At 46.9% G+C, this 13,117-nt stretch carries 12 protein-coding genes and 5 pseudogenes; 3 read left to right on the forward strand and 14 right to left on the reverse strand.

Features of this window, described 5'->3' with window-relative positions; all coding sequences use genetic code 11:
• Window positions 1-88 precede the first annotated feature (88 nt).
• The 3 genes from ACLWMH_RS08525 to ACLWMH_RS08535 are packed head-to-tail and all read left to right on the forward strand — an operon-like array spanning window position 89 to window position 2,482.
• Complete coding sequence (locus tag ACLWMH_RS08525; protein ID WP_411915622.1) at window positions 89-757, forward strand: hypothetical protein; 669 nt, start codon at window positions 89-91, stop codon at window positions 755-757.
• Between the two features lie 22 nt (window positions 758-779).
• Entirely contained in the window at window positions 780-1,220 is a 441-nt protein-coding gene (locus ACLWMH_RS08530; protein WP_411915621.1) for a PcfK-like family protein, read from the forward strand.
• Window positions 1,217-2,482, forward strand: coding sequence for a PcfJ domain-containing protein (locus tag ACLWMH_RS08535; RefSeq protein WP_411915620.1), 1,266 nt, complete (start codon window positions 1,217-1,219; stop codon window positions 2,480-2,482). Before ACLWMH_RS08530 ends, ACLWMH_RS08535 begins: the two co-directional genes overlap by 4 nt.
• Before the next feature lie 38 nt (window positions 2,483-2,520).
• On the opposite strand, the gene ACLWMH_RS08540 is transcribed toward ACLWMH_RS08535, so the two are convergent.
• The 14 genes and pseudogenes from ACLWMH_RS08540 to ACLWMH_RS08605 all read right to left on the reverse strand — a co-directional run.
• Entirely contained in the window at window positions 2,521-3,057 is a 537-nt protein-coding gene (locus ACLWMH_RS08540; RefSeq protein WP_411915619.1) for a ClbS/DfsB family four-helix bundle protein, read from the reverse strand.
• A 207-nt stretch (window positions 3,058-3,264) separates the two neighbouring features.
• Window positions 3,265-3,729: a DUF3872 domain-containing protein gene (locus tag ACLWMH_RS08545; RefSeq protein ID WP_411915618.1), complete on the reverse strand. Its 465-nt coding sequence runs from the start codon at window positions 3,727-3,729 to the stop codon at window positions 3,265-3,267.
• 12 nt (window positions 3,730-3,741) lie between these two features.
• Window positions 3,742-4,323, reverse strand: coding sequence for a conjugal transfer protein TraO (locus ACLWMH_RS08550; RefSeq protein ID WP_411915617.1), 582 nt, complete (start codon window positions 4,321-4,323; stop codon window positions 3,742-3,744).
• Window positions 4,323-4,913: pseudogene (traN, locus tag ACLWMH_RS08555) on the reverse strand (conjugative transposon protein TraN); the annotation flags it as partial. The pseudogene traN and the gene ACLWMH_RS08550, both read right to left, overlap by 1 nt.
• 106 nt (window positions 4,914-5,019) lie before the next feature.
• Window positions 5,020-6,831 (reverse strand): reverse transcriptase/maturase family protein, encoded by a 1,812-nt coding sequence (locus ACLWMH_RS08560; RefSeq protein WP_070463969.1) that lies wholly within the window; start codon window positions 6,829-6,831, stop codon window positions 5,020-5,022.
• Between the two features lie 34 nt (window positions 6,832-6,865).
• Window positions 6,866-7,201 carry a hypothetical protein gene (locus ACLWMH_RS08565; protein WP_240049939.1) on the reverse strand — a complete coding sequence of 112 codons (336 nt, stop codon included), beginning with the start codon at window positions 7,199-7,201 and terminating at the stop codon, window positions 6,866-6,868.
• A 191-nt stretch (window positions 7,202-7,392) separates the two neighbouring features.
• Window positions 7,393-7,698 (reverse strand): annotated as a pseudogene (locus tag ACLWMH_RS08570) (DUF4138 domain-containing protein); the annotation flags it as partial.
• 90 nt (window positions 7,699-7,788) lie between these two features.
• Window positions 7,789-9,036 (reverse strand): conjugative transposon protein TraM, encoded by a 1,248-nt coding sequence (gene traM, locus ACLWMH_RS08575; RefSeq protein WP_411915616.1) that lies wholly within the window; start codon window positions 9,034-9,036, stop codon window positions 7,789-7,791.
• Window positions 9,026-9,313, reverse strand: coding sequence for a hypothetical protein (locus tag ACLWMH_RS08580; protein ID WP_411915615.1), 288 nt, complete (start codon window positions 9,311-9,313; stop codon window positions 9,026-9,028). The genes traM and ACLWMH_RS08580 overlap by 11 nt, the downstream gene beginning before the upstream one ends.
• A 4-nt stretch (window positions 9,314-9,317) precedes the next feature.
• Window positions 9,318-9,942, reverse strand: a pseudogene (traK, locus tag ACLWMH_RS08585) (conjugative transposon protein TraK).
• Window positions 9,943-10,169: 227 nt separating this feature from the next.
• Window positions 10,170-10,298: a hypothetical protein gene (locus ACLWMH_RS08590; RefSeq protein WP_411915614.1), complete on the reverse strand. Its 129-nt coding sequence runs from the start codon at window positions 10,296-10,298 to the stop codon at window positions 10,170-10,172.
• Between the two features lie 66 nt (window positions 10,299-10,364).
• Entirely contained in the window at window positions 10,365-11,402 is a 1,038-nt protein-coding gene (gene traJ, locus ACLWMH_RS08595; RefSeq protein WP_298542975.1) for a conjugative transposon protein TraJ, read from the reverse strand.
• A 32-nt stretch (window positions 11,403-11,434) separates the two neighbouring features.
• Window positions 11,435-12,066 (reverse strand): annotated as a pseudogene (locus ACLWMH_RS08600) (DUF4141 domain-containing protein).
• A gap of 26 nt (window positions 12,067-12,092) precedes the next feature.
• Window positions 12,093-13,117 (reverse strand): annotated as a pseudogene (locus tag ACLWMH_RS08605) (TraG family conjugative transposon ATPase); the annotation flags it as partial.

Consider the following 13,117-nt stretch of genomic DNA (forward strand, 5'->3'; position numbering starts at 1 on the left):
TGACTGGCTCTCTTTCGAGTCTAGTCACCCTTTTTGCTTCTTGTGTTTAGGCATTGCACTTCTGCTTCTCAGTCATAGTTCCCCAGTTATGCAGTGGTCAAATCGGAAGCTGATTCTTTTTCATCGCAAAGGTAGTACGGGGCTTAAAGACTTTCCCAAGGTCAGGCCATTCGGTTTGTCTGGAAAATCTCCACACCTATGCTGTTCGCTTCGGGTAGTATTTTCCGCCAAAACCTTGTGTAAGTCTTGCCCCGCTACCTTGTTTTTGCTTGAAAAAAGGAATCAGCATACTCCGATCTTTGAACGCATAAAAAAAAGGTCTCTTATGAATAAGCAGAAAGTAAATATGACATCATCAACGAAAGAAAAAGGATATAGCTCCTCCTCTCATTACCGCATAAGTTCTGAGTTTGAACAAAGTGAGCAGGCGTTGGCTACCAAGTTCGTCCATTGGAACGTACCCCCATTGAAAAGCCTTTGTGACAGCTCTGTATATCTCCTGAGAGCAAAGCTTAATCGTGGCGAGCGAATGAGCCGTGAGGATAAGGATTGGCTCTGTGAAGCGGTGAATAACAATACCTACTTCCGCTCTGCCGTACCGCTACAAGGATGGCGATTTGACTTCATTGATGTATTGAAGAAGTACCTCGTCAATCAATATGGACAGTGGGCAGAGTACTATGCTCCCGACCGCACCAGCCTACGCAACTACCTCTATGGACCTATCAACCAAATCGTAGAGATACCCAAGCAGTAACAGCACTAATACCGATAAGACAATGAAAGGAACAGAACAATTTACCCGAACGATAGCCGAGTATCTTAATGAACGTGCGATGACAGACCCTTTGTTTGCGCCCAATCTACAGAAGCCCCATAAGAACATAGAGGAGTGCATTCTCTATATCTTGAGTGAGGTGCAAAGAAGTGGTTGTAATGGCTTTGCCGATGAGGAGATATACTCAATGGCAGTTCACTACTATGATGAAGATGATATAGAGGTGGATAAAGTCTCTGGTTGCAATGTTGTGGTCAATCACGTTGTAGAGCTCTCCGAAGAAGAGAAAAAGCAAGCACGGCAGGAAGCTATCAAGCAATACCAACAAGAGGAACTTGTCAAATTGCAGAAGCGAAATGAGCGACCCAAGAGAACTGAAAGAACAGAGACAACATCTTCTATACAACCGCAACCCACACTATTTGACACCCTTGCCTTATGAAACCTAGAAACAAGTTTGAGAAAGCCGTCTTGGCACGGAGTACGAGACTATGCCCGATAACAAAAGCACAGCATCAGTGGGCATTCCGAGAGTGCATAGACCACTTTGCCTTCCGCTTACCTAAAGGTCGTACGACTTGTATGGATTGTGGTTATAGTTGGACTTTAGAGCAGCCTATAGATACTTGCACTTGCCCTCAATGTAGGGCAAGGTTGCAAGTCAAGACAACAAGAGCGCGTAAGTTACAACAGAAGCAGTACTTCACGCTACTAACCACTTGTGGTGAGTATCAAGTGTTGCGGATGTTCCTCCTCGTGGCTGAAATGGAGAAAGGTTGCAGAGCACAGAGCTCTGTCATTGAGATTGGGCATTATTGGTGGAACGATGCAGGGAGACAAGCATTAGTAGCCATACAGCGAACTTTTGGACACTATATTGATAGCTTTTCTTTTTGCTCTCCGATGGCTATCCGTAACGATAGCGAAGCTTACCGATATGTAGCCTATTCGCAGATATATCCGAAGCTAAAGGTCACGAATACGCTTTATAGGAATGGCTTCAACGGAGAGTTTCACGGCATAGCACCTACTCAACTCATCCCAGCTCTACTTACTGATAGTCGTGCAGAAACAATGATGAAAGCAGGACGATACAAGGATTTAAGACACTTCCTATCAAGGGGCAAAGGGCTTGACATCTATTGGAACTCATACAAGTTGACACTGCGTCACCACTACATAATAAGCGACATTGTCTTATGGTGTGACTATGTAGATATGCTCAAACGATTGGGTAAGGACATCCACAGTCCGAAATATATCTGCCCCTCCGACCTCAGAGGGGAGCATGACAAACGAGAAGCGGAGCTCCGCAGACAGCGTGAGCGGGAGGCGATGGAGCGAAAGCGGGAAAAGGCAATGGCGGACGAGGAGCGTTTTCGTGAACTCAAGTCAAAGTTCTTCGGCATCCGTTTCACGGACGGCACAATCCAAGTACACGTCCTGGAGAGCGTGCAGGAGTATATAGACGAAGGAGCTGAATTGCATCACTGCCTATTTTCAAATGAGTACTATCTCAAAGAGAACTCGCTCATTCTGTCGGCTACCATTGAGGGCAAACGAATAGAGACGATAGAGGTCTCTCTGGACACACTCCAAGTGACACAGAGCCGTGGTGTGTGCAACCAAAACACCCCATACCACGACCAAATTGTGAGCCTTGTCAATGCCCATAGCCAACTGATACGGGAAGTTGTACGATGAAGTTCGGTAAAGGAGCTGTCGGCTCTTTTCCACTAAGTTTATTTCAAGAGTTTGATATGCTTCTTTATTTTCTTCATCGCCCAATCGTAGTGACTTGCCGTTACCGAGACACAATATGCTCCCAGTATAGATGTCCCAGTCCAAGGCAATGAGCCGTTGGCAAAAAGTTCATCATTGGAATAATTTTCTATCAAAACCATTACAGCATTATGAGACGCTTTCAAGTTTTCCTTTGCTTCCTCCAACGATGTGCTTTGGTGCTTCTTCCAAAACTCAACATTCAGTGCAGGGTAGGTTCTCCAATTGTAAGGTTCGGGAAGAAAAGGCTTAGGCACCCCATTGCTATTGGCTTGGACCCAATTCAATAGCAGATTATGCCACTCGTACAGATGTACAAGTACATCCCTCAAGTTCTTGTCTCTTCTCCAATGTGTTTCCTTACCGCTTGTAGTCATTTCCACAGCAAAAGGTGTCGCTTGTTGCTCCTCACTCATACTGTCGATGAGCTCCCACATCTTCACAAATTGTTGATTAGCAGATGTCATCAAATCCGCCTTTGTTGTAGCTCTTGCCATATCTCTTTATTCTCTGTTTGTCTCAAAGGTAAGTAAAAGGATGAAGATTCGGAACCTTGTTCGTAGATTCAATAACAAAAGCCCCCAAAAGGGTGCCGACAGACGGCAACACTTTCGGGGGCTTCTTTTCTTTGTCTTTGAGTACGAGCAGGCGACCAAAGCAAAGAAGCAAAAGAAAGTCGCAATCAAAGAAGATTACACTTCTTCCTAAGTTGGCTGTATTTCTATTGATGATTTTGGTTTATCCTCCCTTTCATTGTTGAAGTTGAAAGTCCGTTGCTGAAGCTGTCCGAAGTTATCCTCCACGTAGATGTCAATTGTTTGGCGGTCGGTAGAGCGTGAAGTGTAATAGAGCCGGAAGGCGTCTCTCGTGAGCGGATATCGGTCATTCGGTTTGAATACAGTGCCATCATCCATCTTCAAGCAGCCCTTGCCATCCGGCTGGAAGTAACGGATCGTGTATTGCGTATTGGCAAAGCGACCACTTCTTTTGAGGCTACAGCGTATTTCAGCCGTTTCCCCCTTAGCTATGGAGTTCTGCACAGGCATCACTTCGAGCGAGAAGTCATAAGCCTGCTGCACATCCAGCTCACGAGTACAAGCAGATAGACAAAAGAGGGCGAGGGCAATCGCTCCCACAGCCCATATCGTATTCACTAGGAACTTTTTCATTGTTGTTGGTAGTTAGATATTGAACTTGAGTCCTGCTGAGATAGCAGGACGAAAACGATGCAGGTCAGAGCCGAAGAGCAGTCGCCCTTGAGCTTCGAGGACGAAGAGCAGATTGTCTGTTAGGAACAGTTCCACCAAGCTATGTATCGCTCCACCATAAATAAAGCGAGACCGATCCAGGAGTGTAGCCCCATCGGGAAGCAACCGTTTATCCTCGTTCAGCTCTTCATAACCGCAGAGAGCGGATAGTCCCAAATAGCCAAAGACATTCTTCCCCCAATCCGAGAGTATCGGGTGCATATAGCCGAAATGCAGTAGCACATCACGCAGTGGAACATTGTAAGAGCGATAAGTCAACCCTTGCTGCTCATACTCCGCCAAGAGAAAAGCGTAGTTTGCCCGCTTGAAGTAGTGTGCGAATGCAAGACCTACCCCAAAGCTCTCCTTTGCGAATAGTTTCTCCCCCTTGATAATCGGCATAGAGCCGACCAGCTCAACGCTATTTTGCCTAGGGATTAGTCGCTGTGCGTACGATGGCATAGCAGCAACCATAGCCACCATCACGCAGACCATCATGGATAACCATCTCTTCATCACCACTTCAGTTTAAGGTTATCAATCTTCTTAGTGAGCAAAAGGTCTTCAGGCTCCACATAGAAAGTGAGCGTGCGACTGCCGTTTCGCTCGTAGAGCGTCACTTCAAGTTGCTTATCCTCCGATAGTGTGAACTGCTCCAAGGCAAAGACTATTCTCTCAGAGCGTCCCGCCCCAATCCACATCACCTGATGAAAGGCACGTAGTGGTTGTAGTATTCGCTCCTGTATAGCTGTATGCTTCGCCACCTTCTTGTCCACCACCTTGAACGTAATGAAGTCCACCGCATACGGCATATTAGACTCATTATCCATACGGACGTGGAAGTAAAGCAACCCATTGTGGGCATATAATCCACGAAGTAAGAAGCGCATCCCGAATTGCTTTGCTCCAACATGCTTGATGGTTCGCTTATCATTTTGGTAGATGCTCTTCATAATCAGCTTAACCAATATGGGCGACTCACTTCCCAGCTCTTTGAAGTAGATGTCCGCACGATTGCTCGGCAGTCTTCCCTCCGTAGGAGATAGAAAGTCCTTCATCTCGATGCTGAGCTTCTCTGGTTCATCCGCATACTTCACATGTAGGCTCGGCAATGGGCGCCTTGCCACCTTTCGGTGGTAGGTTTCCCATGGCCTGCCCCCGAACCGTACGTGCAAGTCTCCCTGCATACGGCTCTCCACTGGTAATATCAGTTTATTTGTCATGGGCATGAATTTTTGCATTACAATGTTTGCATACAGCCAATGTCTTACGCCACTTCTTAATCATCAGTCGGTGCCATTCAGTATCGGTATTTATACCTCTGAGCTTACGGACTTGATACATTATGGTCTTGACATTAGTTGCTCCACACAATTCACATTTGCGCTCCATAAGTCTCTCCGCAAGAGTAGGGAAAGGAAGTACAAATGTGTTAGGTAGATTATCGCAGGTTGCGTCTTTGTCCGGCTCTTGCCTCGCAAAGCCATCATTATAGAATATTCGGAACTTGGTTTCTCCTTTCTTTGCTTGATAGGGTATCGCCAAGTCATGGTCTCTTCTGTACTTTCGTATAACCTTGGCAGTTGATGAATTTAGTTTCTTTGCCAAAGTTTTGCAGAAACTATATCGCATTATGTAACCGAATTTACTTCCTGCATAAGAGATGTTGTCCGCAATCCTATAATATTGGTACAAACCTCTGATTTCAGTTGTATAGCGTGCGCAGATTGTGGCAGGGTCTTCTTTGGTCAGGTAATTGCGTGGCATGGCATACCAAATTTCCTTTCCATTGATTACCCTAAGTTCCATTGCTTTCAGTTCCAATAATTTCTTTTGGACTGTGGCAATAGGCAGAGTCAGCATTATGCGTCCGCTGAACGGTCTCTTCAACCATCCCAGCTTATTTCGCTTCATGGCCTCGGATTTTCTGATAGAGATTTCATACCCAAGAAACTTTGCAGAATCCTGTGCATTAGTGATTAAGGTCTTTTCTTCGGATAATTCAAGTTTTAGCTTGTCTCTCATGAAGTTTGTAAAGTCCTCTTTCATTCTTGCGCAATCTGCTTTACTACCAATTACACCGATTAGAAAGTCATCGGCATATCTGATATATTTAAGTCTCTTGTAGTTACTATCCATTGCCATAGATGCCGGCACTCTCCGTGTCTTTGCTTCCATCTCTTTCAGTTGTGTCAGCAATTCACGTTTCGTGTCTTCATCAGTGGCGTTTCGGATAGCCTTGCGTAATCTTACAGCCTTTCGACTATAACTTGCGTGGAGTGGGTTTTCCCGCCTTTTCTTACCCTTGTCAAAAGATTCCGCATATTCACGCATGTATTTGTCGAACTTATCAAGGTATATATTAGCCAAGATAGGACTTATTATCCCTCCTTGAGGAGTTCCCGAATACGTCTTGTGAAATGTAAAATCTTCGATATAGCCTGCCTTTAGGAATTTCCATATCAGTCGAAGAAATCTTTCATCTGATATGCGCTCACGAAGAGTTTCAATCAGGATATGGTGGTCAATATTGTCGAAGAATCCTTTGATGTCACCTTCGATAAACCAATTCGCACCAGTGAAAAGAGTTTGGATGGAACGCAAAGCCGTATGACAGCTTCTTCTTGGTCTGAATCCATGCGAGGTGTTCTCAAAATGCCCCTCATAGACAGCTTCAAGAATAAGTCTAACGACCTCTTGCACCATCTTGTCTTCAATTGATGGGATGCCCAATGGTCTTTTCTTCCCATTCTTTTTAGGTATATAGACTCTTCGGGCAGGCGTTGGCATGTAACTTTCATCCTTTAGCGCAGCTATCAGATGTCCTATTCTATCAACACTCATTCCGTCAATGGTTTTGCCGTCTGAACCAGGTGTCATGTTGCCCGGTTTCGCATAAATGCGCTGGTAGGCTACATAAAACATCTGTTCATTGAATAGGATGCGGTACAACCTTTCGTACTTGTAATGCACATCTTTGCTATGTGCAGATAAACTGTTTAATATGGTCTCTGGATTTCTCATACGTCTCACACGTTATCGTTTGACAATATTAAAATTACCGAGCTGTTCCCCTTTGCCATGTACGTGGCTTTCCCACGCTCAGACTACTACGGGAACTCCGTTGCCATGCGGAGTTTTCAGAGCCTATGCTCATAGCCTTTCGGCATCTCCGTGTAGGCAATCCCCATTTAGTGGCCTTGATAACTTGGCTTGACAGACTGTCGGATGCAACGTACATCCTTTTCCGTTCTCTGACGGATATGTCGCAGTAAATTCCTTGCCCATCACTCCATTCAATAAGCGTGGGTACTGCGAGGCAACGTATGTAACTGCTTTCCGTTGCCACCTCTACATTAGTCATAGGACTATTGTTCAACCAATCAGGCTTCATCCTTGTGTCTGTCTTTTCCCATAGCAATTCAGTCGCAGTTTAGCAATTAACTGACTTATCGCGTTACCGACATGCTTCACTCCCCGTTTGGTTTCCCATTCGGATAAGTCGGTATGGGATAGGTTTATAAATTGGAATACTAACCTAATCACTTGCCAAAGTGATAATTATCAAGCCCCTATTATGGGCGCACTGTATGCGTAGAATGAGCCATCCTCGCAGATGACGCTCATATTGGTCTCCGTCTCAAACTCACGGACGGCAGCCTTTACACGCAGCACATTCTCCGCATCGTCAGCTTTTCCAGCAATAATGTTTTGCGACCCGAGATCTACATAGCGTATAGCTGCAGGAAAGATGAGATGCACCGTCTTTTCAAACGTAACCTCCAGCCCGTAGGGCAATACGACCCGTCCATTCGGTATCGATCGGCTCATCCCTTGGTAAAGGTCTCCGCTACTCAGTAATTGATTGTTTCCCTCCACTTGTTGTGCCATAGCAGGGAGCGTTATCGTAGCACAAACTACGATAGATAAAATCCATTTCTTCATAAGTATATCAGTTGTTATTGTTAGAGTTCTAAAAGCTTACTTCGTCTGTACAAGGAATAGTCTATATCCTCCTTTGAGCGTCACCTTAATCGTGCGGAGCTTCTTCTGTAGTAGTTGTCCAGCTCCCTGCATCACCCCTCTAGTCACCTCGGAGATGATTTGGTCTTTAGCCGATGAGGAAAAGGTGAAAGAGGTACCCATCGATCCCCCGACATTTGCCCCCATCTCCTTGAGTGCTGACACCTCTTCAGAGCCAGGGATATAGACTCCCATCTGTCCGTCTGTATCATAGGCAGATAGTTTGACCGGCAGAATGCGACCATTCACCTCTATGCTCTTAATCAGCAACTGCATTCGGTTGCCATCGATCTTAGCTTGAGCCATTAAGATACTATGCTTTGGGATTGAAGTTTGCTGTACACGAGCGGTCTCCACCAGGCGAAGAGCAACGTAATCACCCTCTTTGAGGGTCGTTGTTTTGTCCACCACTACGCAAAGGGTATTGCGCTCGCCAGAGATTGCGGAGCTATTAGAGAGCGAATGAAAGCTCATGTTCCGCTCCTTGGCTCCGTACATCTCCATAAACTCCTTGTCGCTCATTGGCTGGTCCAGTGCTGAGACCAACGGCTTGCGGTCAGCTATTATCTCCATTGGAGCCTCGTCCTTGGCAGCTCCACCGCTAGGCGGAGATACCATCTGAGCCTGCTCACTCATAGGCATAGCTCCATGGGCGGGAGAGGCTCCAGCTGCGGGCAAGTACTTAGCCGCCATTTGGTAGCTCTTCTCCATAAGAGCTAGTTGCTTAGCTTCCTCGTCATCGGCTTGTTGGCTAAGCTCGTGCAGTTCACGTCTGAGGTCATCAATCTCCTGTTGCATAGCTTCTCGCTCCTCCTCATAAGGGTCAGAGCCGTAGAAGTCCGCTAGCAGACGGTTGTTCTCCTCGTATCGTTGCATCGAAGACTCAATCTTATTACCAACGACCGCCTCCTGCGGGTCGCTCTCAGACGAGGTTCCCTCCTGCTGAAAGTACTCCGCCAGTCTCCCCACCTCCTCACGAGCTTGCTCCTCTTGAGTTGTATGGTCAACTAGTTCGTAGGCTTTGAGTTTATTCTCCGTTAGCTTTTCGGTCGTAGCTTGTGGTATGTTGTCATTCAACCCCTCACCAGCGTCCGGTTGCTCCTTAGTGGCGGGTGCAAATATAAACCACATAGCAAGGGCAAAGATAATCCCTAGCCCTGCGAAGACTAACACCTTCTTCAATTGTTCTTTCTGTTTATGCTCCATAGTTACTAATCGCTAAATGTTCCATTCTCTTGATGTAGGTTGTATCCCTCTGTATCGGGCTGTCCACCAGCTCCCCCATAGGGATAGGTGGCATCTCCTCACGGTGCGGGAGGAAGAACTGTGCCACCATCCAGATTGAGCAGACTAGGTAGACGAGACTCAGTCCGTAGACAATAATCTGTCGCTGTCTGTTCGTTAGCATATTGCATCGCTCTCTTAGCCGTACCTGCCCCCTCAAATAGCTTCTTCTGAGGGTAGGTCTACTTTTCCGCTTCATAGTCTTATCGCTTGTAAGTTTGGATGTCACGATTCTCTCGTACGAGGAAGTGCTCCATCAAAAAACCTTGCGGATTGTTGTCCGAGCGAACCGAGTTTTGTAGCGAGCAACTAGTCACCAAGCTTCGCTCCGTGACATTGCTCTGTCGGATAATAAACTGCCGAGCAAAGGTGGTTACTTCATAGGGGTATGAGTCAAAGTCACACCGTATGGAGTCAATCTCTATACGTTGGTTGACATTGCCCGAGATAGCTCGATTGTAGTACCCCTTCTCCGCTAGATCCTTGTAGTAGTTAAAAGCGGACTTGTCGCACAGTTGGAAAGCACGCTCCATATTCTTCTCGATGGCATCCTTGTCGGGCGCAATCGTGAAGAAAAGCTCGTGAAAGCGTCTTACATGCTCTCGAGCCTCCACCGGGCGGTTCATCGAAGCGTCTTGGCTCAGAGCCAGCATCAGAGACTTCCCTTGGTCCAGTACGTACACCTTTTCACGCTGCTTCTTAGCAAAGCTGTACGAAGCATAGACCCGCATAGCTACTGACCGCTATGCAGACTATCGCAAAGATGATGGCGTAGAGCCTAATCTGCTTGAAAGAGGTCTCTATGTTTGTGAGTGATTTGAATTCCATATTCCATTATTCTAATTGTCTTATATCTAAAAACTTCTGAGGGGTAGTCTAGTGTCAAGGCGCCTTGGCACTCCAGTGCCATACGGGTGAAACTCTAGTGCCAACCCCACTTGGCACTGCAATTTGTCGGAATATGACGTCTCATTTGTCGGAATATGACGTCTCATTTTTCAGTCTTTCGTTTCATACGAAGGAAACTGCAGTTTCATAGGTAAGAAACTCTAGTTTCATAGGCAGGAAACTCCAGTGCCATGGGTAGGAAACTGTAGTGCCACACGGCAGGCACTACGCTTACCTCCCCCAGCTGCTATATTGACGCACATAGGAGGAGCTAATCCTACCCACCTGACCGTCATACGACCGTCACGTGGTCATCGCATCCTCATCAAGCGTGTCATAGCCACCCTTCGGCTGAAGGGGCGCTATTTGCCCTTGATAAGTGCCCCTTTGATACGTCCGCCTACGTTGCCAGCTATAGACCCCGTGGCACCAGCTACCGCCTTACCTCCCGTATAGGCACCCTGAGCTCCTCGTTGCGCCGTCTGATTGACATTGCGTCCGTACGCCCCGATACCACCACCAGCCTCTATAATCCAGCCCGCTACCGTAGGAACACAGAAGTACCCCACGATACCAATCAGAAAGAAGACAATGTAGTACCAGCTACCCGAATCGGGCAGATAGTTAGGGTCACTCAATGCTGCAATATCCTTCTGCACCATCAACACCTGTATCTTTGTGAGGAGCGCCGAGAGGACAGAGCTCACGGGTAACCACAGATAGACCGATATGTAGCGTGAGAACCAAGCCGTAAGCGACCCCGACAAGCCATCCCAAACGGCAATACCAAAGACGATTGGTCCCAGTATGCTCAGCACGATAAGAAAGAAGGTGCGGAGCGTATCAATAATCAGAGCAGCCGCATGGTATAGCAACTCTATGAGGTCATGGAGTTGCTTCATAAGCCACTGCTTTGTTTGGTAAGCAGCACGCTCGGCATACATCCCAGCGATGGTCACCGCATCGCTCGGCCCGATGATCCCCATCTCCTCTATCTTTTGGTCAAAAGCTTCATTGGAAACCAAGTAAGCCGTCTCGGGGTTACGGAGATAGGCAGCCTCTTGTAGTTTGTCTCGTTTAGCAACCAACTTGTCTAGTTGTACCGTCTGCTTATTGACCATTCGCTCTGTACCTTGTACCACAGGAGAGAGAATCGTATTCATCGTACCCAGTACAATCGTTGGGAAGAACATAATACAGAAGCCCAGCACAAAAGGTCGCAGTAAGGGGAAAAGGTCAATCGGCTCGGCACGAGACAACGAAGACCACACCCTTACGGCTACATAGAAGAGCGCTCCTAAACCCGCAATCCCCTTGGCAATGCCCGTCATCTCTCCACAGAGAGGCATCATCTCCTGATAGGTGGAGCGGAGTAATTCATGTAGTGATGCAAAGTCCATAGATCCTAACGGCTATCTTTACGTAGTCAGTCTTACCAATATCGGCTCTCTGGATTTCCATAAAGCGCTTTGGACCGATGCTAGATCATTCTTCTCGTGAGCACGTACATAACTCACGGAGATATTCTTTCGGGTGTAGTAAGAAACAATCGATCGATACTCACGTAGTGTCGTATAGATGCGGTCTATCATCTGCATACGCTCGCTATCATTCATTGAGAACACCTTGCTCTTAGCTACAGACTTCAGCTCCTTGAGACTCTCGCCACTCAGTTCCAAGAGTTTGGCATAGCCAGCAGCCATAGCGGCTAGCTCTGTGGGGCGGAAGTTTGGGTCCGCTAGCATCTTCTTGTAGGAGGTCACATAGATCTCTGATATGTCTCCCACCATTAGGATGCACTCCTTCACCTTGTAGGCATCGCCTATAAGGTTGTTCACCTGCTTGAGTGCATCGTAGTACTTCTTGGTGTCGTTGTACAGTTTCTCCACCTCCTTAAAACCACTTAGCGTGTTTTTGACCGTCTTCGAGGCGGTAGCAATCTCCTTAATGGAGTTAGCTATGTTGCCCCGCAAAGTTCCCAGGATCGGTAACCACCCACTGAGCGTGAGCTTGAGGGATAAATAGGCTCATTGCAAAGAGAGCCATCAGCAGATACTTTTTCATTGTCACTAGGTATTTGATTGTTACTATTATTGCTTATCTCTTTTCTCTATGGCGAGTTGTCGGATGGCCGACTCAATGTCTCCTCCCAGCTGCTCCGCACGTTGCATGACCTCCAGCTTCTCTCGCTCCTCTGTCGTATAGGTGAGATACTCCTCCATACTCACCTCTGTAGCATAGACGGCACTCTGCATACCTCCCAGCCCGACCCACACCTCTTTGTAGAGTCGGTGAGGATCGTTGTTCTGATTGATTGAGAGGATTTGGCTCTTCTCCTTTTCGGAGAGGACCCAGCATCGACTGGATACCATCAAACTTGGTCATGTACTTACGCTGGTCTAATAGGATCTTGCAGTCAGAGTTGTTGATGATACTCTCCTTCACTACGGGTGAAGAGATGATGTCGTCTACCTCCTGCGTCACCACAATAGCCTCTCCGAAATACTTTCTGACCGTCTTGTAGAGATACTTAATGTAGTCCGCCATATTCTCCGAAGCAATCGCCTTCCAGGCCTCCTCGATGAGGATCATCTTGCGGATACCCTTCAGTCGGCGCATCTTATTGATAAAGGCTTCCATGATGATAATGGTCACCACGGGGAAGAGGTCTTTATTGTCCTTCACTTGGTCAATCTCGAAGACGATAAACCGCTTTGAGAGCAGGTCTATGTTCTTATCCGAGTTCAGTAGGAAGTCGTAACGCCCACCTTTGTAGTACTGCTTGAGCGTAGTCAGAAGGTTATTGATATTGAAGTCTGAGAGCGTCACCTTGATATCTCGCTGCTCCATATCCTTACGATAGACATCTCTAAGGTATTCGTAGAAGCTATTGAAGTTCGGACAATACTAGCATCTGAGCAGATGAGTTCGATATAGGTATTGACAGCAGAGCCCAGCTCTCCAGCTCAGTCTTGGTGACCCGCTCATCGGCACTCTTCCAAAGCGTCATCAGTAGGGTGCAGATACTCTCTCGCTTCTCAACATCAAAGAACTTGTCATCCGTATAAAAAGGGTTGAAGGAGATAGGATGGTCATGGGTGTAGGTGAAGTAGAC

The organism is Porphyromonas miyakawae (assembly GCF_045865415.1).
In the GTDB taxonomy this organism is placed as follows: domain Bacteria; phylum Bacteroidota; class Bacteroidia; order Bacteroidales; family Porphyromonadaceae; genus Porphyromonas; species Porphyromonas miyakawae.